14 protein-coding genes are annotated in these 20,018 nt (G+C 62.6%); all 14 read left to right on the forward strand.

Annotated features, from left to right (window positions below; translation table 11 throughout):
- Positions 1-11: 11 nt before the first annotated feature.
- The gene (locus B4920_RS00710; RefSeq protein WP_079432683.1) at positions 12-2,330 is read left to right on the forward strand and encodes a chemotaxis protein CheW; all 2,319 of its coding nucleotides are present in this window, start codon (positions 12-14) and stop codon (positions 2,328-2,330) included.
- Between the two features lie 137 nt (positions 2,331-2,467).
- On the forward strand, positions 2,468-2,971 hold the full coding sequence (locus B4920_RS00715; RefSeq protein WP_079432684.1) for a chemotaxis protein CheW: 504 nt from the start codon (positions 2,468-2,470) through the stop codon (positions 2,969-2,971).
- Between the two features lie 51 nt (positions 2,972-3,022).
- Positions 3,023-6,175 carry a methyl-accepting chemotaxis protein gene (locus B4920_RS30810; protein WP_079432685.1) on the forward strand — a complete coding sequence of 1,051 codons (3,153 nt, stop codon included), beginning with the start codon at positions 3,023-3,025 and terminating at the stop codon, positions 6,173-6,175.
- A 65-nt stretch (positions 6,176-6,240) separates the two neighbouring features.
- A complete protein-coding gene (locus B4920_RS30815; protein WP_305847109.1) occupies positions 6,241-9,495 on the forward strand; it encodes a Cache 3/Cache 2 fusion domain-containing protein in 3,255 nt (1,084 codons plus the stop codon).
- Between the two features lie 11 nt (positions 9,496-9,506).
- Positions 9,507-10,445: a CheR family methyltransferase gene (locus tag B4920_RS00730; RefSeq protein WP_079432687.1), complete on the forward strand. Its 939-nt coding sequence runs from the start codon at positions 9,507-9,509 to the stop codon at positions 10,443-10,445.
- Positions 10,435-11,049, forward strand: a complete 615-nt coding sequence (gene cheD / locus B4920_RS00735) for a chemoreceptor glutamine deamidase CheD (protein ID WP_079432688.1) — start codon at positions 10,435-10,437, stop codon at positions 11,047-11,049. The genes B4920_RS00730 and cheD overlap by 11 nt, the downstream gene beginning before the upstream one ends.
- A gap of 38 nt (positions 11,050-11,087) precedes the next feature.
- The gene (locus B4920_RS00740; protein ID WP_079432689.1) at positions 11,088-12,185 is read left to right on the forward strand and encodes a chemotaxis response regulator protein-glutamate methylesterase; all 1,098 of its coding nucleotides are present in this window, start codon (positions 11,088-11,090) and stop codon (positions 12,183-12,185) included.
- Positions 12,186-12,244: 59 nt separating this feature from the next.
- On the forward strand, positions 12,245-12,550 hold the full coding sequence (locus B4920_RS00745) for an STAS domain-containing protein (RefSeq protein WP_079432690.1): 306 nt from the start codon (positions 12,245-12,247) through the stop codon (positions 12,548-12,550).
- Between the two features lie 248 nt (positions 12,551-12,798).
- The gene (locus tag B4920_RS00750) at positions 12,799-14,478 is read left to right on the forward strand and encodes a methyl-accepting chemotaxis protein (protein ID WP_079432691.1); all 1,680 of its coding nucleotides are present in this window, start codon (positions 12,799-12,801) and stop codon (positions 14,476-14,478) included.
- A 174-nt stretch (positions 14,479-14,652) separates the two neighbouring features.
- The gene (locus B4920_RS00755) at positions 14,653-15,621 is read left to right on the forward strand and encodes a chemotaxis protein (protein ID WP_079432692.1); all 969 of its coding nucleotides are present in this window, start codon (positions 14,653-14,655) and stop codon (positions 15,619-15,621) included.
- A gap of 15 nt (positions 15,622-15,636) precedes the next feature.
- Entirely contained in the window at positions 15,637-16,593 is a 957-nt protein-coding gene (locus B4920_RS00760; RefSeq protein WP_216819704.1) for a chemotaxis protein, read from the forward strand.
- Between the two features lie 15 nt (positions 16,594-16,608).
- Positions 16,609-17,007, forward strand: a complete 399-nt coding sequence (gene cheY, locus B4920_RS00765) for a chemotaxis response regulator CheY (protein WP_079432693.1) — start codon at positions 16,609-16,611, stop codon at positions 17,005-17,007.
- Between the two features lie 27 nt (positions 17,008-17,034).
- Positions 17,035-17,871, forward strand: a complete 837-nt coding sequence (gene cheZ / locus B4920_RS00770; RefSeq protein ID WP_079432694.1) for a protein phosphatase CheZ — start codon at positions 17,035-17,037, stop codon at positions 17,869-17,871.
- Positions 17,872-17,909: 38 nt separating this feature from the next.
- Positions 17,910-19,883 (forward strand): chemotaxis protein CheA, encoded by a 1,974-nt coding sequence (locus B4920_RS00775; RefSeq protein WP_173862624.1) that lies wholly within the window; start codon positions 17,910-17,912, stop codon positions 19,881-19,883.
- Positions 19,884-20,018 lie beyond the last annotated feature (135 nt).

The raw sequence follows: 20,018 nt of genomic DNA on the forward strand, positions 1-20,018 counted from the left end.
GGGAGGCAGTCATGGCCATAGATATGAGCCAGTTCTATCAGGTCTTCTTTGAAGAGGCCGCTGAGCATCTGGCGAGCATGGAGGCGTTGCTGCTCTCCATCGATCCGGTGGCTCCCGATCCGGAGGATGTGAATGCCCTTTTCCGGGCAGCGCATTCCATCAAGGGATCGAGCGGGACCTTTGGCTTCCAGGACATGATGGAGGTCACCCACATCCTCGAGACCATGCTCGATCGCGTGCGCAAGGGTGAGGCGCCCCTGACGGATGACATGGTCGATGCCTCGCTGGTGGCCGGTGATGTCCTGAAGAATCTGCTGGCGGCTCATCGGGGCGAGGACGAGGCGGACCGGCCTGCTGCTGAGGCCATCTGTCACCGGCTCGAAGGCTTGTGTCGCGCCCTCGATGTGCCGCGTCAGGCGGCGCGCGCCGAGCCCGTGGCGTCCCCCTTGTCCAGTATGCAGCCTGAGCTGCTGCGGCAGTCCGCCGGATTTGATCTGCTGTTCACGCTGGTCGGCGATGTAGGCGGCGAGCGGGATGCGTTTGCGGACCTGCTATCCGAGCTCAGGCAGCTTGGGACGGTGGATGTGCTGGAGGCGCCGACGCCGGGCGAGCGTCATTGTCACCTTCGCATTGTGACCGCTGTCGATGCCGATGCTTTGCGAGGCATCCTTGACTTCGTGGCCGAGGCCACGTCCCTGCGCATCGAGCCGCTTGCTGCCGGTGCGGGTGATGATGAAGCCTATGGCTTCTTCGAGGATATCCCGGAACCTGTGCGGGCCGACGAATGGCGCAGCAGTGATGACGCCTATGGTTTCTTTGAGCCTCTCCCCGCTTCCGAGTCTGGAAGGGGGGTTGCCGAGGAAGCATACGGATTTTTCGACGAACAGGAGGTGGCCAGCCTGCTGGCCAGGCAGCAGGCCGCAGAGCCCTATGGGTTCTTTACCGAGCTGCCGGTGCTCGATGCTGAGTCGCCCGTCCAGGCGGTGCAGGAAACAGCCTATGGCCTGTTCGAGCCCTTGCCTGTCATGGCGGAGGCGACGTCTCCGGAGCCGGTCGAGGTGCGCGCTGCCGAGGGGGCTCCTGCTCCAGCTATCGTGGCTCCCTCTCCGGCTGCCCGCAAGCCGTCCGCACGTGCCGCCAGCGCTGGCGACAGCGGTTCCATCCGGGTTAGCGTCGAAAAGGTGGACCAGATGATCAACTTGGTCGGCGAACTGGTCATCACCCAGGCGATGCTCACTCAGGCTGCTGTCAATGTGGATCCGGTCATCTGCGAACGCCTGATCAACGGCCTGGCGCAGCTGGAGCGCAATACACGCGATCTGCAGGAGTCCGTGATGTCGATCCGGATGATGCCGATCTCGGTGGTGTTCAGCCGGTTCCCGCGGGTCGTGAGGGACTTGTCTCACAAGCTGGGCAAGCAGGTGGAGCTGAAGACCATCGGCGAGAGCACCGAAATGGACAAGAGCCTGGTCGAGCGCATCACGGACCCATTGACCCACCTGGTCCGCAACAGCCTCGACCATGGCCTCGAAACCCCCGAGAAGCGGCGTGCGGCGGGCAAATCGGAAACTGGAACAATCACCCTCAGCGCTTATCATCAAAGCGGCAATATCGTTATCGAAGTCGGCGACGATGGGGCGGGCCTCAACCGTGCGCGCATCCTGGCCAAGGCCAGGGAGCGCGGGATGGCGGTGAGTGACGCCATGAGCGATCAGGAGGTCTGGCAGCTCATCATGGAGCCGGGGTTTTCGACTGCCGATCAGGTTACCGAAGTGTCGGGGCGGGGTGTCGGCATGGATGTGGTGAAGAAGAACATCTCGGCGATGGGCGGGCGCATCGAGCTCGACTCGATGGCAGGTATCGGAACCCGTATCACCGTGCGTCTGCCCCTGACGCTGGCGATCCTGGATGGTATGAGCGTCGGCGTCGGGCCGGAAACCTACATCATTCCGCTCGGCTACGTGATGGAGTCGATGCAGCCTGAGCGGGGGATGATGAAGAGCGTGTCCGGCGTGGAGCGTCTGATCCAGGTGCGCGGCGAGTACCTGCCGGTGGTCTGCCTGCATGAGGTGTTCCGCATCCCCGCAGCGATCACCGACTGGTCGAAGGGCATCATGGTGGTGCTCGAGGCGGATGGACAGAGCGCTGCGCTGTTCATCGATCAGCTGATCGGTCAGCACCAGGTCGTGATCAAGAGCCTGGAAGCCAATTACCGTCGGGTGCAGGGTATTGCCGGCGCCACGATCATGGGGGATGGGCGGGTGGCGCTGATCCTCGATGTGCCGATGCTGGTGGGGATGGCTCGGCGGGTGCTGCCGGCCGCGGCCTGAGCGTGCAGGTGCCGCCTTCGGTTGGGGCGGCGCCTGCCCGTGGCGAGGGTTATTTTTGGTGTCGCCAGCGCCTTCGCTGGCTTCAGAAAAGGTGCCTCGTGCCGTAAAGGCAAGTGTTCCCTTGGAGGAGTGTTGCCATGCCGCAGGCCGCCCATACCACTGCCACGCAGGAGCCCGAAGACTCCGGTGCCGTGCAGGAATTGCTGACCTTTACCCTCGGTGCCGAGGAGTACGCCATCGACATCCTGAAGGTTCAGGAAATTCGTGGCTACGATGCGGTAACGACCATTGCCAATGCCCCCAGTTTCATCAAGGGGGTCATCAACCTGCGCGGCACGATCGTGCCGATCGTCGATCTGCGCATCAAGTTTTCCGTTGGCGTCGCGGAATACACGCCTTTCACTGTGGTGATCATTCTCAACATCGCCGGTCGGGTGGTGGGCATGGTGGTCGATGCGGTGTCCGATGTCATTGCTCTCAAGCCCGAACAGATCCGCCCGGCGCCCGATTTTGCGTCGTCGGTGGATACGGCTTACATCATGGGGCTTGGCGCGCTCGGCGAGCGGATGTTGATCGTGGTCGACATCGAGCGCTTGATGCTCTCCAGTGAAATGGCTCTGGTGGATGAGGCTGCGGCTTAGGTTTCCTGGTCCCGCCGTCGCCCGTCACCACTTCCTAAGAAAGTCTTCGTCATGAATGCCCTCCTCTCTCCTGCGGTCGGAGTGATGAACCGCCTGTCCGTGCAAGGCAAAATGCTCCTGCTCGGCTTGATAGCCATGGTGTCCGTGGTGGTGCTGGCGTACATGCTGCTGGATCGGGTTGAAGGGGATATCCGTTTTTCCGAAAAAGAGACCCAGGCGGTGCCGCTGGTGATGCCCGCACGCCATCTGATGCAGGCGCTTCAGGCCCATCGTGGGGTGGCCCAGGGCTTGATCGGTGGCAATACGGCCCTCGCCGGCAAACTTGCCGAATTGCGGGTCCAGGTGGACAAGGCTATTGCAGAAGGCGACGCCGCGACGGCGCGCTTTGGCGCGAGCATTGGTGTCGCTGAGGACTGGGCGTCGCTGCGCCAAGGCTGGAGCGAGGTGCAGGCGAAGGCCGTCAGTGTCAGCGGGCCTGAGAGCTTTACGCTGCATACCGAGTACATCGCCCGGGTCCGAGGCTTTATTAATCTGGTTGCGGACAAGAGCAATGCCACGCTCGATCCGGAACTCGAGACTTACTATCTGATGGACATGTTTACCGTGCGTCTCCCGGCGCTGGCCGAGGATGCGGGACGGGCACGGGCCCTGGGCACGGCGCTCGCCAGCCGTCAGCACAGCACGGAGGCCGAGCGGATCGACATGAGCGTGTTCATGCGGCGCCTGGGGGACCGGCGTGAGGTCGTTGAGGCGGCGATTGCCAAGGTGGGCAGCAACGATCCGGGGCTACGCGCCCGCCTGGACGTTCCGGGCAAGAACTTCGATGTGGCGACCAAGGCCTTCGGGGGCCTGATCAACGAGCAGGTGCTGCAAGGGGCGGTTGTTACGGTCAGCCCCGCGCAGGTGTTCGATGAGGGTTCCAAAGCGGTGGATGCAAGCTATGCGATCCTGGACGTGGCTGCACTGGAGTTCGATCGCTATGTGCGGGTGCGTCTGGAGCGTCTGTTCATGGCGCGCTGGACGGCAGTCGGGGTGATCTGTTTCAGCCTGCTGGTTGTGGGCTACCTGTTCCTGGGGTTCCGCCGCACCATGCTGGATGGCATCAGCGAGATTCAGGCCGGGGTGAGGCGCATGGCCGATGGTCGTCTCGACGACCCTGTGAATGTCACTTCGAACGATGCGTTTGGCGAAATCGCCACCGCCCTGAATGGCATGCAGGCCAGTCTCAAGGCGCGGTTCCTCGCCGAGCACGAGGTAGCGGAGGTCAATCTCCGGGTGCGCAATGCACTGGACAAGGCGTCGACCAACATCATGCTGGCGGATAACGATGGGCAGATCGTTTACTGCAACGAGGCGGTGCTGGCCATGCTGCGCGCCGCAGAAGCCGACATCCGTCGCGATCTGCCGAACTTCAGTGCTGCCGGTCTGGTTGGCCGCAATTTCGACGACTTCCATCAGAATCCGGCCCACCAGCGCAACGTTCTCGGCCGTCTGCAAGGCGAGCACAAGGCCGATGTCCGGGTCGGTGGGCGCACTTTTGCGCTGGTGGCCAATCCGGTGGTCGATGCGCAGGGCACGCGTCTGGGGTCGGTGGTGGAATGGCAGGATCGTACCAACGAGGTTCGGGTAGAGCGGGAGCTGGCCGGGCTGCTCGACGCCGCGGTGGCCGGCGATTTCGCCCGTCGCTTGTCCCTCGAGGGCAAGGTTGGCATCTTCGCGATGGTCGCCGAAGGCATGAACAACCTGATGGGTATCGTTTCCACGAGTCTCGAAGACCTTGCGCGTGTGCTGAACGCGATAGCGCGTGGTGATTTGACGGAGAAGATCACGGCGGAATACAGCGGGACGTTCGGTCAGTTGAAGGACGACACGAACACGACGGTGGAGCGTCTGCGCGAAGTGGTGGGCCAGATCAAGGAAGCGTCGGAGTCGATCAACGTGGCGGCGCAGGAGATTTCGGCGGGGAACTCGGACCTGTCGGCGCGCACGGAAGAGCAGGCGAGCAGCCTGGAGGAGACGGCGAGCTCGATGGAGCAACTGAACGCGACGGTGCGCCAGAACGCGGAGAACGCACGTCAGGCGCGGGAGTTGGCGAGTTCGAGCAACGAAGTGGCGGTGCAGGGCGGTGAGATGGTGTCGCGGGTGGTGGACACGATGGGCTCGATCCAGGAGAGCTCGAAGAAGATCGCGGACATCATTGGGGTGATCGACTCGATAGCGTTCCAGACGAACATTCTGGCGCTCAATGCGGCGGTGGAAGCGGCGCGTGCGGGTGAGCAGGGGCGGGGCTTTGCGGTGGTGGCGAGCGAAGTGCGGAGTTTGGCGCAGCGCAGCGCGCAGGCGGCGCGAGAGATCAAGGCGCTGATCGCGGACAGCGTGGACAAGGTGGAAGACGGTGCGCGGCTGGTCAACGAGGCGGGCCAGACGATGGAAGACGTGGTGTCGAACTTCCAGAAGCTGTCGGCGCTGGTGACGGATATTGCGGAAGCGAGCCAGGAGCAGAGCGGCGGGATCGAGCAGGTGACGCAGGCGGTGGGCCAGATGGACGAGGTGACGCAGCAGAACGCGGCGCTGGTGGAAGAGGCGGCGGCGGCGGCGGAGAGTCTGGAGGATCAGGCCCGCAGCCTCGTCCGCTCCGTGGCGACCTTCCGTTTGTCCGCCTCGGCCGGAGATTCAGCTGCCCCCGCCAGTCTTGATTTCGACGGGGTGATCCAGGCCCACATGGGCTGGAAGCACAAGCTCCGCAACTATCTGGCCGGTGAAGGTGAGCTCCTGGATCCTGCCGTGGTTTCCCGGGACGACAAGTGCGTGCTCGGTTGCTGGATCCACGGTGAAGGCAAGCGCTATGCCGGCGATCCCCATTTCCCCCGTCTGCGCAGCAAGCATGCGGATTTCCATGCATGTGCCGGTGCGGTCATCCGCGCCAAGCAGGATGGGGACGAAGCGGGGGCAAAGCGTCTGCTGCTGAATGAGTTTTCGGTGCTGTCCGATGAAACCATCCAGGAGATCCGCCGCATGAAGCAAAGCTGCGGTGGCCTTTCCATTGCAGCGCCGGTGCCGGTTGCCAGCAAGGCCAGTGTCACGCCGCTGCCATCCCGTACCGGGGGAGGCAAGGGCGACAAAGGTGGCAAGGTTGGTGCGCCATTGCCCAAGTTGAAGGCTGGCGCGGTCAATCTGGCCGAAGCCGAGTGGGAAGAGTTCTGAATGTTTGATCAGCCATTGGTCGCTATCTGTCGTTGGCCAGGGAAGGGTGCGAGATGAGAATAAATATGCCGGTGACCCAACGGGAGGTCGAGCTGAAGGACACGACGCTGATCGTGTCGAAGACCGATCTCAAGGGACAGATCACCTACATCAATTCCGACTTCATCACGATTAGCGGCTTCACCGAAGACGAACTGCTCGGCCAGCCCCACAACATGGTCCGCCACCCGGACATGCCGGTGGAGGCCTTTGCCGACATGTGGCAGTCCCTGAAGGCCGGTCGTCCCTGGGTCGGGATGGTCAAGAACCGCTGCAAGAACGGGGATTACTATTGGGTCGAAGCCCATGCCTCACCGATTTTCGACAACGGCCGGGTACTTGGCTACATGTCGGTGCGGCGCAAGGCGAGTGTGGAGAAGATTCGCAGCGCCGAGGCGGGTTATGCCCAGTTCCGTGAAGGCAAGGCCGGCTCAAAGCAGATCGTCGATGGCAAGGTTGTGTCCGGCGGCTTCGGGCTCCTGATCGGACGCCGGTTGGGCGGTTTGTCCCTGGCGGCGCGTACGGCGTTGATCGCGACCCTGGTAATGGCGGTGATCCTGGGGGCCGGTTCGGCGTACATGCGCGGACGTGCAAGCGAGTCTCTGGAGGAGCAGGGGCTGGCCGTGGTCTCCGACAAGGTCGCCGCGGCGCGGGCTCTGGTCGAATCCAAGGCGCAGAGCCTGAGGGTCGAAACCGAGAGGCTCGGCAGTCTCTTTGCGTCCAGTCTGGGCGACGGTTTCTCCGTCAACACGACGGGGGATGGGATGCCGGTGCTGCTCAACGGCGGTACTGTGATGAACCAGCGCACCCAGGAGGTGGACCGCTTCACTGCGGCGAGCGGTGCGGTGGCGACGCTCTTTGCGCGGAAGGGGGATGAGTTCTACCGGGTCGCGACTTCAGTGAAGAAGGAGAACGGAGAGCGTGCTGTCGGCACCACCCTGGCCCACGACAATCCTGCTTATGCCCGCCTGCTGGCGGGGGAGCGCTATGTGGGCAAGGCCGTGCTGTTCGGCGCCGATGCCTATACGGGCTATGCGCCGATCAAGGATGGAAGCGGCAAAGTCATTGGGGCGACCTTCGTTGGACGCAAGTTTGCCGAGGAGATGGCGGCTCTGCGCGCGCAGATCAAGGCCATCCGTTTTGGTGATTCAGGCTACGCCTATGTGCTGGATTCGACGCCCGGCAAGACTCAGGGGGCGCTGGTCGTCCACCCGGCCAAGGAAGGGCAAAGTGTTCTGGACTCAAAGGATGCCGGTGGGCGCCAGTTCATCCGCGAGATGCTGGAGCGCAAGCACGGTGTGATCCGTTACCCGTGGCTGAACGCAGAGCTGAATGAGACGTCGCCGCGGGAAAAGGTGGTGGCCTTCGACAGCTTTCCGGAATGGAACTGGCTGATCGCCGGCGGCACCTACATGGATGAGTTCGAGAGCGTGTCCCGCAATATCGGTGCGATCCTGCTGGGCATCAGTCTGTTGGCTACGGTATTGCTGGCGGGACTTCTTTTCATCTTGTTGCGCAGCCTGGTAGCGCGTCCGCTCGGCGAGATGGTGAGAACAGCCCAGAGCGTGGCCAATGGTTGTTACGACAACCAGATCGATGTCAGTCGCAATGACGAGGTGGGGCGTGTCATGCAGGCCATCGAGTCGATGCAGGTCAAGCTGGGTAGCGAGATCGTCGAACAGAAGCGGGTCAGCGATGAGAACGCCCGTATCCGCCAGGCGTTGGACAGCGTCGAGACCAATGTGCGGATCGCCGAGCCCGATGGCCGGGTCATCTACGCCAATCCGGCGCTGCTGAAGACCATTCGCGGGATCGAGGGGGTCATAAGCAAGAGCGTGCCGGACTTTCGTGCGGACAGCTTTGTCGGCAGCGACATCACCCGTCTGTACGCCGATTCGTCTGCAGCCCGCCAGCGTCTGGCGGCTCTGCAACAGACGACACGCAGCATGATGGAGATCGGCGGGCGTACTTTCGAGGTCGTGACCAGCCCGATCTTCAATGCCGGCGGTGAGCGTCTCGGGTCGGTGGGTGAATGGCGTGACCGTACCGATGAACTGGCTGCGGAGCGGGAGATTCAGGCCATCGTGTCGGCGGCGGCCGATGGCGATTTCTCCGCCCGTCTGCAGCGCGAAGGCAAGACGGGCTTCTTCGCCGATCTGACGGATGGCATCAATCGTTTGATGGAAGGCGTGGCGGGTAGCCTGAACGACCTTGCGCGTGTGCTGAATGCGATAGCGCGTGGTGATTTGACGGAGAAGATCACGGCGGAATACAGCGGGACGTTCGGTCAGTTGAAGGACGACACGAACACGACGGTGGAGCGTCTGCGCGAAGTGGTGGGCCAGATCAAGGAAGCGTCGGAGTCGATCAACGTGGCGGCGCAGGAGATTTCGGCGGGGAACTCGGACCTGTCGGCGCGCACGGAAGAGCAGGCGAGCAGCCTGGAGGAGACGGCGAGCTCGATGGAGCAACTGAACGCGACGGTGCGCCAGAACGCGGAGAACGCACGTCAGGCGCGGGAGTTGGCGAGTTCGAGCAACGAAGTGGCGGTGCAGGGCGGTGAGATGGTGTCGCGGGTGGTGGACACGATGGGCTCGATCCAGGAGAGCTCGAAGAAGATCGCGGACATCATTGGGGTGATCGACTCGATAGCGTTCCAGACGAACATTCTGGCGCTCAATGCGGCGGTGGAAGCGGCGCGTGCGGGTGAGCAGGGGCGGGGCTTTGCGGTGGTGGCGAGCGAAGTGCGGAGTTTGGCGCAGCGCAGCGCGCAGGCGGCGCGAGAGATCAAGGCGCTGATCGCGGACAGCGTGGACAAGGTGGAAGACGGTGCGCGGCTGGTCAACGAGGCGGGCCAGACGATGGAAGACGTGGTGTCGAACTTCCAGAAGCTGTCGGCGCTGGTGACGGATATTGCGGAAGCGAGCCAGGAGCAGAGCGGCGGGATCGAGCAGGTGACGCAGGCGGTGGGCCAGATGGACGAGGTGACGCAGCAGAACGCGGCGCTGGTGGAAGAGGCGGCGGCGGCGGCGGAGAGTCTGGAGGATCAGGCCCGCAGCCTCGTCCGTTCCGTGGCCATGTTCCGCTTGCAGTCGGGAGTGCAGGTCGTCGTTCCGTCAGTCTCCCCCGCGGTGGAGTCGAGCCCGACCAATAATGTGTCGCGCCTGCCCGAGCGCGTTGTGCGACCAGCTGCGGTACGGGCTGCTGCGCCCCTGCCCAAGGTTCGGCGCACTGGCGGGGCGGTCGGTAGTGACATCGATGATGAGTGGGAAGAGTTCTAGAAAGCGACTGAATGTCGGATAAACCGTTTTCCCGTAGCCCCTTGCCGCCGTCTGGCGCGGCCTCCCGCACCGGCGCGGCCGTGCGTCCCGCCGTCGGCAGTTTGCGGGCGCACGACCCCTCTGCGCCTGAGCGTGAGTTCCAGTTCTCGACAGCCGATTTCGAGCGCGTCCGTGACCTGATCTACCGCCATGCCGGCATCTCCCTGTCACCGATCAAGCAGGACATGGTGTACAGCCGCCTGGCCCGCCGTCTGCGTGCCCGGGGTGACCGCACCTTCAGCGAGTATCTGGATCGGGCCCAGCGCGAGCCGCAGGAATGGGAAACCTTCGTCAACAGCCTGACCACTAATCTGACCTCCTTCTTCCGGGAGGCGCATCATTTCGAGATTCTGGCGGAACGTCTCAAGAAGCACACTGTGCGCTCGCCATTCCGCATCTGGTGCAGTGCTGCCTCGACGGGAGAAGAGCCCTACAGCCTGGCCATCACCGCCTGCGAGGCCTTCAACAGCCTGAGCCCACCGGTGCATATCATTGCCACCGACATCGACACCAACGTACTCGCGACGGCTGAAAAGGGCGTTTATGGCCTGGACCGGGTCGAGCGTCTGTCACGGGAGCGCATGCAGCGTTTCTTCCTGAAGGGGACAGGAACTCAGGATGGCTATGCCCGCGTGCGTCCGGAATTACAGCGTCTGATCGAGTTCCGGCGCATCAACCTGTTGGACAAGAGCTGGCCGGTGCAGGGGCCTTTCGACGCGCTGTTCTGTCGTAATGTAATGATCTATTTTGACAAGCCGACCCAGCATGGGATCCTCCAGCGCTTCGTGCCGCTTCTGAAGCAGGACGGATTGCTGTTCGCCGGCCATTCAGAGAGCTTCCTGCATTCGGCCGATCTTTTCCGGTCTCTCGGCCGGACTGTTTACGAAAGGGCCGACGCTCGTGCACGCTGACCCGGGTTACGTGGAACATCTGGCGAACAATCGCTATTTCGACCGGACTTTCGACTGCGATGCGGTAAAGGTGCTGCCGGGGGAGTATTTCGTGACCACGTCCGACATCGTCCTGGTTACGGTGCTGGGGTCCTGTGTCACCGCCTGCGTAAGGGACAGGGACAAGGGGCTGGGAGGCATGAACCATTTCATGCTGCCTGAGAACGGCGGTGATGGCGGCGTGCTGTCCACGTCGGCACGCTATGGTGCTTATGCGATGGAGGTCCTGCTCAACCATCTGCTCAAGCTCGGGGCCCGTCGCAGCAGTCTGGAAGCCAAGGTGTTCGGTGGAGGCAAGGTGCTGGCGAGCCTGAGCCAGGCCCAGGTCGGCGAGAAGAATGCCGAATTCGTGCTCAACTACCTCAAGACCGAGCGCATACCGATCGTCGCGCAGGATCTGCTCGACATTTATCCGCGTAAGGTTTATTTCTTTCCCGCCAGCGGGCGCGTCATGATGAAGAAGCTGGTGCGTGTGAAGAATGACACGCTCATTGCCCGCGAGCGCGAATATGAAGCCCGCCTGCGGCGCGACAATGTACAAGGTGACGTTGAACTATTTGGCTGACGGGACGTTGGGGTTCCGTCCTGATCTGGAAGTGAAGCATGACAATCAAGGTTCTCGTCGTCGACGACTCGGCGCTGATGCGCAGTCTGTTGTCGGAGGTGATCAATTCCGCCCCCGATCTGGAGGTCGTGGGTGTGGCACCCGACCCTATCGCCGCCCGCGAGATGATCAAGACCCTCAATCCAGACGTCTTGACCCTCGACATCGAAATGCCCCGCATGGACGGACTCGATTTCCTGGCGCGTCTGATGAGATTGCGCCCCATGCCGGTGGTGATGATTTCGAGCCTGACGAAGCGTGGTTCCGAGGCGACCTTGCAGGCCCTGGAGTTGGGTGCGGTCGATTTCCTGCCCAAGCCGAAGCTCGATCTGCCGGCCGGTATCGAGGCTTATCGTGTAGAAATTTGTGACAAGATCCGAGCTGCTTGCAGTGCCCGCCTGCAGTCCAGGGGAGCGGCGGCGGCGTCGATGGGGGCCAGTTCCTTGCAGAGAGAGCTCTCGGCGCCTGTTCCGGGTAGTTCAGGCGGGTTACCTGAAAGGGTCCTCCAGGAACGCCTGGTGCTGATCGGCGCGTCCACCGGGGGCACCGAAGCGATCAAGGAAGTGCTATGTTCGCTGCCGGCGCAAATGCCCGGCATCCTGCTCGTGCAGCACATGCCCGAGATGTTCACCGCGTCCTTCGCCAAACGGCTGGATGGCTTGTGCCGCGTGAGGGTCAAGGAGGCCGAGCACGGTGAGCGGGTCATGCCGGGAACTGCCTACTTGGCGCCTGGGCATTCCCATTTGTCGGTGCGTCGTGCTGCGGGTGGCTACGTGTGTGAGCTGGCTCAGTCGGAACCGGTGAACCGGCACCGACCCGCCGTCGACGTGCTGTTCCATTCGGCGGCCAGTCAGGTCGGGGCTCATGGCGTGGGGGTGATCCTGACCGGCATGGGTAAGGATGGTGCGCAGGGTTTGCTGGCCATGCATAAGGCCGGAGCGTGGACAATCGGCCAGGATCAGGACTCCTGCGTCGTTTACGGAATGCCGCGGGAGGCTGCCAGCATCGGTGCGCTGGACGAGGTCGTTTCCCTCAAGGATGTCGGCCAGCGTGTGCTGGCGCGTCTGCGGGGCGGTGAGCGGCGCGGAAAAGTGTGAAAATGCGAGGGTGACGTCTGTCGGCATGTCGCCGGAGCGAGTCATAGCAGAGGCATTACATGGATACTACAGTCAGCACCCAGCAAAACCAGGCCCGGATCCAGCTTTCCGGCCGGTTCGATTTCAACTCCCATCGGGAGTTTCGTGATGCGGTCGACAGGGCGTTGAGCAGCCCCGATACCTCGGAAGTGTCCGTCGATCTGGCGAACGTGGCCTACCTCGACAGTTCCGCGCTCGGCATGTTGCTCATGCTGCGGGATAAGGCCAAGGGGGCCGGCAAGACGGTTCGTTTGGCGAATGCCAAGGGTAGCGTTCATCAGGTTCTCGAGATCGCCAATTTCGGGAAGCTGTTTCCCATCGACTGACAAGGGGTGTGACCCCATCCCGATGCCGCAAACGGCGCGAGCGCGCAAGTGTGACGGATTTGCGATTGGGGCTTCGGGCGTTCTTTAAAGTTCTGTTTCGGCTGGCCGATAAGTGGGCGACGTCCATGTGACCTGTAGAGGACAGGGCACGGGGCGGAGGCTCCGGCGCGCGGGGGGCGTGCCGGTTCCCGGGGTAGGCGCATACGCCTGCCCATACCCATTTCAATACACGGGGTTGGCCGGACATCATGCAAATTCAGCTTTTTTCAATCATCGCCGGTCTGATCGTCGCGGGAGGCAGCGTCGGTACAGGACTGGCTTTTGGTGCTCCGCTGGGAGCGAGTCTTGTCAGTGCGGGGCTCGCGCTCGGCGTTGTGGTCGGTGGCGCTGTGCTGGTCGCCGTCCGCGTCATGTTCGTGCAGCCGCTGGCCGAGTTGCGTGACACCATCAAAGCAATGCACAAGGATGGGGATCTTTCGCGTCGGGCACCTGAGTCGGGTGGCAAGGTGGGGGAGGTCGAGGCCGTTTTCAACGAGCTGATCGGTAGCTTCCAGGGTATCGTCGGTAAGGTGATTTTCGATGCCCAGCGAGTGTCCGAGGCGGCCGATCTGCTGTCCGGTCATGCCGGTAACGTGGCTGAAGGCTCTGGTAGTCAGAAGAATGCCGCAGAAAACATGGTCGTGGCCATCGAGCAGATGACCGCTGGCGTCAATGCCGTCGCCGACCATGCCAGTCAGACGGCCACCAACGCCCAGGTGGCGCGGGAGCTGTCCATCAAGGGGGCAGAGATCGTGACCAGCGCGTCTCGGGAGATCGAGCAGATTGCCCGCTCGGTCGAGGATTCCGCGCAGGTGATTTCCGCACTCGGCGAGCGTTCCGAAGCTATCAGCGGCATCGTCAAGGTCATCCGCGAAATAGCGGATCAAACCAACCTGCTGGCGCTCAATGCGGCTATCGAAGCCGCTCGGGCGGGCGAGCAGGGGCGCGGCTTTGCCGTGGTGGCGGACGAGGTTCGCAAGCTGGCCGAGCGGACGTCTTCCGCCACCACCGAGATCAGCACGATGATCTCTGCAATCCAGACCGAAACCAAGACGGCTATCGCCTCCATCGATGCCGGCAGTGCCCAGGCCCACGCGGGCGCGGCGCTGGCTCAGAAGGCGGCGGATTCCCTCCAGCAGATCAACGAGGGGGCTCAGCAGACGATGGAGAAGGTGGATGCCATCGCCGAGGCGATCAACGCCCACAGCCGCGAGGCCGACCAGATCGTCGGTCATGTGCGGGAGATCATGGAGATGGTCGGCCGTAACTCCGCTGGGGCCCAGGAAACCCTCGATGAGGCATCGAGCCTGAGCGGGCTGGCGGTGAACCTCAAGGAAATCAGCCGTGTCTTCAAGCTCGGCCCGCAGGGCGAGCAGGCGATGGGCGTTCATAAGAAAATGCCCAGCGTGGTGCGGGAAGCCGCCCGGCAGATCGGTCAGTTGCTCGAGCAGGCGATTGCCGGCGGCCAGGTCAGTGAGGCCGATGTCTTCGATGACAGCTACAAGCCGATTCCCAATACCCGCCCACAGAAGTACAGTACGCGCTTTGATGCATTGACCGACCGAATTTTCCCCACCGTGCAGGAGCGCCTGCTGGATGGGAATGCGGAGATGGTCTATGCCATCGGTACCGACCGGAACGGCTATGTCCCGACCCACAACAAGCGCTTCAGTCAGGCGCTGACGGGGGATTACGAGAAGGACTTCGTCGGTAATCGGGGCAAGCGGATCTTCGATGATCCGGTCGGCAAGCAATGTGGCAAGCACGAAATGCCGTTCCTGATCCAGACGTATCGACGGGATACGGGTGAGATCATGCACGACATCTCGGCGCCGATTTACGTAAATGGTCGTCACTGGGGAGGCTTCCGGATCGGCTATCGGGCCTGATCCGAAGTGTTCCCGAAAAAGTCCGGCCCGCCTCGTTGCGGGCCGTTTTGTCATTTCGCAGCGGCGTGAAATGGTGTTTAACGATCCTCAAGATTGTTAGTCCCCCGCCGATATTGCTTCCAAGTCGAGGCCTGCCCCATCGGGATGGCAGGTGGTCTGCGACGGAGAGTGAGCATGTCCGAACTTCTCAAGAATATCGATGCGCGTACCCGGCTGGCAGGTACAAACAAGCTCGAGATCCTGCTGTTTACCCTCGGGGTCGATCCCCGCACTGGTCGGCGCGAGACCTTCGGCATCAATGTCTTCAAGGTCCGTGAGGTCATGCGGACGCCCCCCATCACCGCGGCGCCGGAAATGCCCTCGTCGGTGGAGGGCATGGTCAGCCTGCGGGGCGTGCTGGTGCCGGTCGTCGATCTGGCCAAGTATGCCGGCATGGGCAGCGACGGCCCGCGCGACATCATGATCGTCACCGAATACAACGGCCACACCCAGGGTTTCCTGGTCGAGGCCGTCGATACCATCCTGCGCCTGGACTGGTCGCAGATGCGGGTGCCGCCGGAAATGCTGACGGCCAATCTGGGCGGGCTGGTCACGGCGGTGACGGAGCTGCCCGGTCCCAAGCTGGTGATGCTGCTCGACGTGGAAAAGGTGCTGTCCGAAACCACTCGCTACGACGACGAGTTCCTCTTCAAGGGGATTGAGCCGATTGCCGCCGACGAGCCGCAGACGGTGTATTTTGCCGACGATTCGTCCGTGGCCCGCAAGCAGATCGAACGTACCCTCGACGCGCTGGGAATCCGCTACGTCGGGTCGGTGAACGGCCGCCAGGCGTGGGACGAACTCGAGAAGCTGGCCAGCTTTGCCGCGTCGAGCGGGCGCAAGGTCAAGGATCTGCTGGCATTGATCCTGACCGACGTGGAAATGCCTGAGATGGATGGCTATATCCTGACGAAACGGATCAAGACCGATCCGCGCTTCGAGGGGGTGCCGGTGATCATGCATTCGTCGCTGTCCGGCATGTCCAACCAGCAGCTCGGCCGTTCGGTGGGCGTTGACGAATACGTGGCCAAATTCGAGCCGCAGCGACTGGCCGAAGTGCTGCGCCGCCTGATTACCCAGCGCGCCGCAGCCAAGGCGGACTGACAGAAGTAGAGGAGCATGATGAGCATGGACCATGTCGATCGTGGGCTGTTGGAGTCCGTCGATGCCCGCACCAAGCTGGCGGGTTCCAACCGCATGGAAATCCTGTTGTTCTCCCTGGGTACCCAGGAGATCTTCGGGATCAACGTGTTCAAGGTCCGGGAAGTGTCCCGTACCCCTTTCATCACCAAGGCGCCCAACATGCCGGTCGGCGTGGAAGGGCTGATTTCCCTGCGCGGGAATGTCATCCCGGTGCTGGCCTTGGCCAAGATCATGGGGATCTCGGCCCCTGGCGACCCGCTGGGCGGATCGATGATGGTGACCGAGTACAGCAAGCGGACCCTCGGGTTCCTGGTTCACGAGGTGGACCGCATCATCCGTGTCGAATGGGACAAGGTGCGGGCGCCCGACAACGTCACCTCGTCCGGCCATCACTTCATCACTGCCATTACCGAGTTGCAGGACGGTAAGCTGGTGTCCATCCTCGACGTGGAAACCATTCTCGCCAGCACTTTCGGCGAAGCTATCGTTGGTCAGATCCACCCGCTGGAAGGTGGGCAGGATGCGACGGTGTTCTTTGTGGATGACTCGGCCGTCGCCCGCAAGAAGATCGTGGAAACCCTGGACAAGCTCGGAGTGCGTCACAAGCACGCACTCAATGGTCTGGAAGCCTGGACCCGCCTGGAGGGGATGGCGACCCATGCCCAGCAGCGCGGTGCCAGTCTGTCCGATGAACTCAACCTCATTCTGGTCGACGCAGAGATGCCTGAAATGGACGGCTATGTGCTGACCCGTAACATCAAGTCGGACGCCCGCTTCGAGGGCATTCCGGTCGTCATGCACTCGTCCCTGTCGTCGGAAGCCAATCGGGCGATGGGCAAAAGCGTCGGTGTCGATTCCTACGTGGCCAAATTCGACGCCGAAGTCCTGGCTGACACCCTGCGCCCCTTGTTGATGCGGGCCTACCGGGATTGAACGGAGATCAACAATATGTCGGACCCCAAGATGAAATTTCTCGTTGTCGATGACTTCTCGACCATGCGGCGGATCGTCCGCAACCTCCTGAAGGAACTGGGCTTCACCAACGTGGACGAGGCCGAGGATGGGCAGATTGCGCTGCAGAAGCTCAACTCCCTGCCGTTCGACTTCGTGGTGACGGACTGGAACATGCCCAATATGGATGGTCTCACCCTGTTGCAGAACATCCGTGCCACCCCGGCTCTCAAGCATCTGCCGGTGTTGATGATCACTGCCGAAGCGAAGAAGGAAAACATCATCGCGGCGGCCCAGGCGGGTGCCAGCGGTTACATCGTCAAACCTTTCACGGCAGCGACCCTTTCCGAAAAACTCGAAAAGATTTTCGAAAAGATGGGCAAGAAGGCTGCCTGACGGCAGCTGACCAGACGGAAATCCATCATGGCAAAACGGCTTAAATTCGATGAATCCGGCGACAACGACGATCTGCAAGCCCTTTTCGACAGCATTACCGACGGGGCCGCACCGGCTCCGGCTGCACCGCCGCCCCGCCTCGAAGTGGTTTCCCCGGCCAGCAGTGCCGGAGGGGATGATGACGAACTGCAGGCCCTGTTCGATTCCGTGGCCAGCGAGTACTCGGTGGGTGAGCCCGCTGCCGAGCCGGAGGTGCGTCCGCACAGTTGCGATGCGGTCTTCAACCGGATCGGTGTGATGACCCGACAGCTTCATGACACTCTGCGGGAACTTGGCTACGACCGCAGCCTGCAGGAGGCGGCCCATGCGATTCCCGATGCCCGCCAGCGCCTGACCTACATTGCCGAAATGACCGAGCAGGCTGCCAGCAAGGTGCTGAACGCCACCGACATTGCCAAGCCGATCCAGGATCGGGTCGAGGCGGATGCCGATGTATTGCGGGCGCGCTGGGACCGGCTGTATGCCAATCAGCTGAGCCCTGAAGAGTTCCGGCAACTGGCGGCTGAAACCCGTGACTTTCTCGGTACTGTCGTGACCAGCAGCCGCGACACCAGTGCGCAGCTGATGGAAATCATGATGGCCCAGGATTTCCAGGATCTGACCGGGCAGGTCATCAAGAAAGTCGTCGATCTGGCTCAAGGCCTTGAAAAGCAGCTGCTGCAGGTGCTGATCGAGACGATTCCGGCGGAGCGCAAGGTGGAAGACGGCCTCCTGAATGGACCGGTGATCAACGCCGTGGGGCGTGACGACGTGGTGTCGAACCAGGAGCAGGTCGATGACCTGCTGGAGAGCCTGGGTTTCTGACCGCGAGGTAGCGGGTTAGCCCGCAAGGAGCAGAGCAAATGAGCGATTTTGGCGGGATGGAAGACCTGCTGCAGGATTTTCTGGTCGAGGCCGGAGATCTCCTGTCGGGTGTGGATAACAAGCTGGTGGATCTGGAGCGGGTACCCAATGACAAGGGCCTGCTAAACGACATTTTCCGGGGGTTCCATACCATCAAGGGCGGGGCGGGCTTCCTGAACGCCACCGAACTGGTCACCTTGTGTCATCTCACCGAGAACCTGTTCGACAAGTTGCGCAACGGTGAGCTGGTGGTAACCCCCGAAGTGATGGACGTGATCCTGTCGTCCACGGGGGCGGTCCGTGACATGTTCGGTTACCTGGAGCAGGGTGTGCAGCCCCCCGCTGCTGCAACCAGCCTGATCGAAAGCCTGCGTCTGGCGATTGCCGGTGGTCTGTCCCGCGTGCCGCCCGCAGCTCCGGTTGCTCAGGCAGCCGCGGCTGCTCCACAGGCTGCGGCTCCTGTTGCGGTCGCGGTGCCACCTGCCGTGGCACCGTCAGGCGATGGCCTGGACTGGAATGCGCTGTTCGAAACGGTGACTGGGACCAAGCCTGCGGTGGCGCCGACACCTGTTCCGGTGACGATCGAGGCGCCGGTCGCCCCAGTGGTGATTCATCAGTCCGATGAGGCGCTGGCCCACAAGACGCCGGAGCAGGTCATCAAGGCAGCGGTTGGCCGGCGTGCGACAGACAAGCCGGGGGCCTCCGGGCCGGTGGGCCGGCGTGACAGCGAAAAGACCCGCGACAACTCGATCCGCGTCGATACGTCGCGTCTCGATCAGGTGCTTAACCTGTCGGGCGAAATCGGCCTGACCAAGAACCGTCTCAACGCATTGCGCAGCGACATCCTGAACGGCCGCAACGACACCGAGACCCTGCATGCCCTCGACCTGGCGGTCAGCCAGCTCGATCTGCTGGTTTCCGACCTGCAGAACGCGGTGATGAAGACCCGCATGCAGCCGATCGGTCGCCTGTTCCAGAAGTACCCGCGGATCGCTCGTGATCTTGCCCGCAATCTGGGCAAGGATGTGGAGCTGGTGCTGGCCGGCGAGGAAACCGAGATCGACAAGACCATGATCGAGGACTTGTCCGATCCGATCATCCACCTGATCCGTAATGCCGTGGATCACGGTGTTGAGGATACCCAGGAGCGCCTGGCCAACGGCAAGCCAGAGAAGTCCATCGTGCGTCTCGAGGCCCGTCAGGAAGGCGATCACATCGTGATCCTGGTGGCCGATGACGGTCGTGGCATGAACGCCGAGCGCTTGCGGGCCAAGGCAGTCGAGAAGGGCCTTATCACCGATGAGGAGGCCAACACGATGGATGAGCGCCAGAGCTTCAACCTGGTGTTCCTGCCCGGCTTCTCGATGGCCAGCCAGATCTCCGACGTGTCCGGTCGTGGCGTCGGCATGGACGTGGTGCGGACCAACATCCAGAAGCTCAACGGCTCCATCGACATCCGCTCCAGTCTCGGCAAGGGCACCACCTTCGTCATCAGCCTGCCGCTGACCCTGGCGATCCTGCCGGTGCTGCTGGTGCGGCTCGGCGAGCAGCCTTTCGCCGTGCCTCTTTCGATGGTCCGCGAGATCCTGCCGATCGAGCCGGCCGAGGTTCAGGAGGTTGGCGGACGGGCGACGATGGTCGTGCGCGGCGAAGTCCTGCCGATCATGCCGCTGACCACCTTGCTGGGTTGGGAGCCGGTGCAGACGCCGGAGTACGGCGTGCTGATGCAGAGCGCCGAACAGAGCTTCATCCTGGCCATCGACAGCTTTGCCGGTCGTGAGGATGCGGTGATCAAGTCCCTCGATGACTTCCGCCCGAAGGGTGTGGCCGGCGTCACGACCTTGTCCAACGGCCAGATCGTGCTGATCCTCGACATGAAGGAACTGCTGGGCGCGCTCGGCGATACCCGCGGCGGAGGCGTGTCCCGTCGGGAGTTGCTGGCCAAGCTGGCGGCGCCTGCACTCGCAGCCTGAGCGGCACGACCGCCTGCCACGGAGCGTTCATTCCGCCAGGCGGTCTTGTGACATACGGCGCTCGTAAGATGGGCGGCGGTCGGTTAGGATAGTTCCTGACTGCCGCCGCCCTTCGCCTTTCAGGTGTCGCGCGCC

The organism is Zoogloea sp. LCSB751 (genome assembly GCF_002028455.1).
Taxonomy (GTDB): domain Bacteria; phylum Pseudomonadota; class Gammaproteobacteria; order Burkholderiales; family Rhodocyclaceae; genus Zoogloea.

Coding starts and splice junctions, on each gene's coding strand:
- cheZ (WP_079432694.1), top strand. CDS start 17,035: ATGGCAAAACGGCTTAAATTCGATGAATCCGGCGACAACGACGATCTG.
- B4920_RS30810 (WP_079432685.1), top strand. CDS start 3,023: ATGAATGCCCTCCTCTCTCCTGCGGTCGGAGTGATGAACCGCCTGTCC.
- B4920_RS00755 (WP_079432692.1), top strand. CDS start 14,653: ATGTCCGAACTTCTCAAGAATATCGATGCGCGTACCCGGCTGGCAGGT.
- B4920_RS30815 (WP_305847109.1), top strand. CDS start 6,241: ATGCCGGTGACCCAACGGGAGGTCGAGCTGAAGGACACGACGCTGATC.
- B4920_RS00740 (WP_079432689.1), top strand. CDS start 11,088: ATGACAATCAAGGTTCTCGTCGTCGACGACTCGGCGCTGATGCGCAGT.
- cheY (WP_079432693.1), top strand. CDS start 16,609: ATGTCGGACCCCAAGATGAAATTTCTCGTTGTCGATGACTTCTCGACC.
- B4920_RS00715 (WP_079432684.1), top strand. CDS start 2,468: ATGCCGCAGGCCGCCCATACCACTGCCACGCAGGAGCCCGAAGACTCC.
- B4920_RS00750 (WP_079432691.1), top strand. CDS start 12,799: ATGCAAATTCAGCTTTTTTCAATCATCGCCGGTCTGATCGTCGCGGGA.
- B4920_RS00730 (WP_079432687.1), top strand. CDS start 9,507: ATGTCGGATAAACCGTTTTCCCGTAGCCCCTTGCCGCCGTCTGGCGCG.
- B4920_RS00775 (WP_173862624.1), top strand. CDS start 17,910: ATGAGCGATTTTGGCGGGATGGAAGACCTGCTGCAGGATTTTCTGGTC.
- B4920_RS00760 (WP_216819704.1), top strand. CDS start 15,637: ATGATGAGCATGGACCATGTCGATCGTGGGCTGTTGGAGTCCGTCGAT.
- B4920_RS00710 (WP_079432683.1), top strand. CDS start 12: ATGGCCATAGATATGAGCCAGTTCTATCAGGTCTTCTTTGAAGAGGCC.
- B4920_RS00745 (WP_079432690.1), top strand. CDS start 12,245: ATGGATACTACAGTCAGCACCCAGCAAAACCAGGCCCGGATCCAGCTT.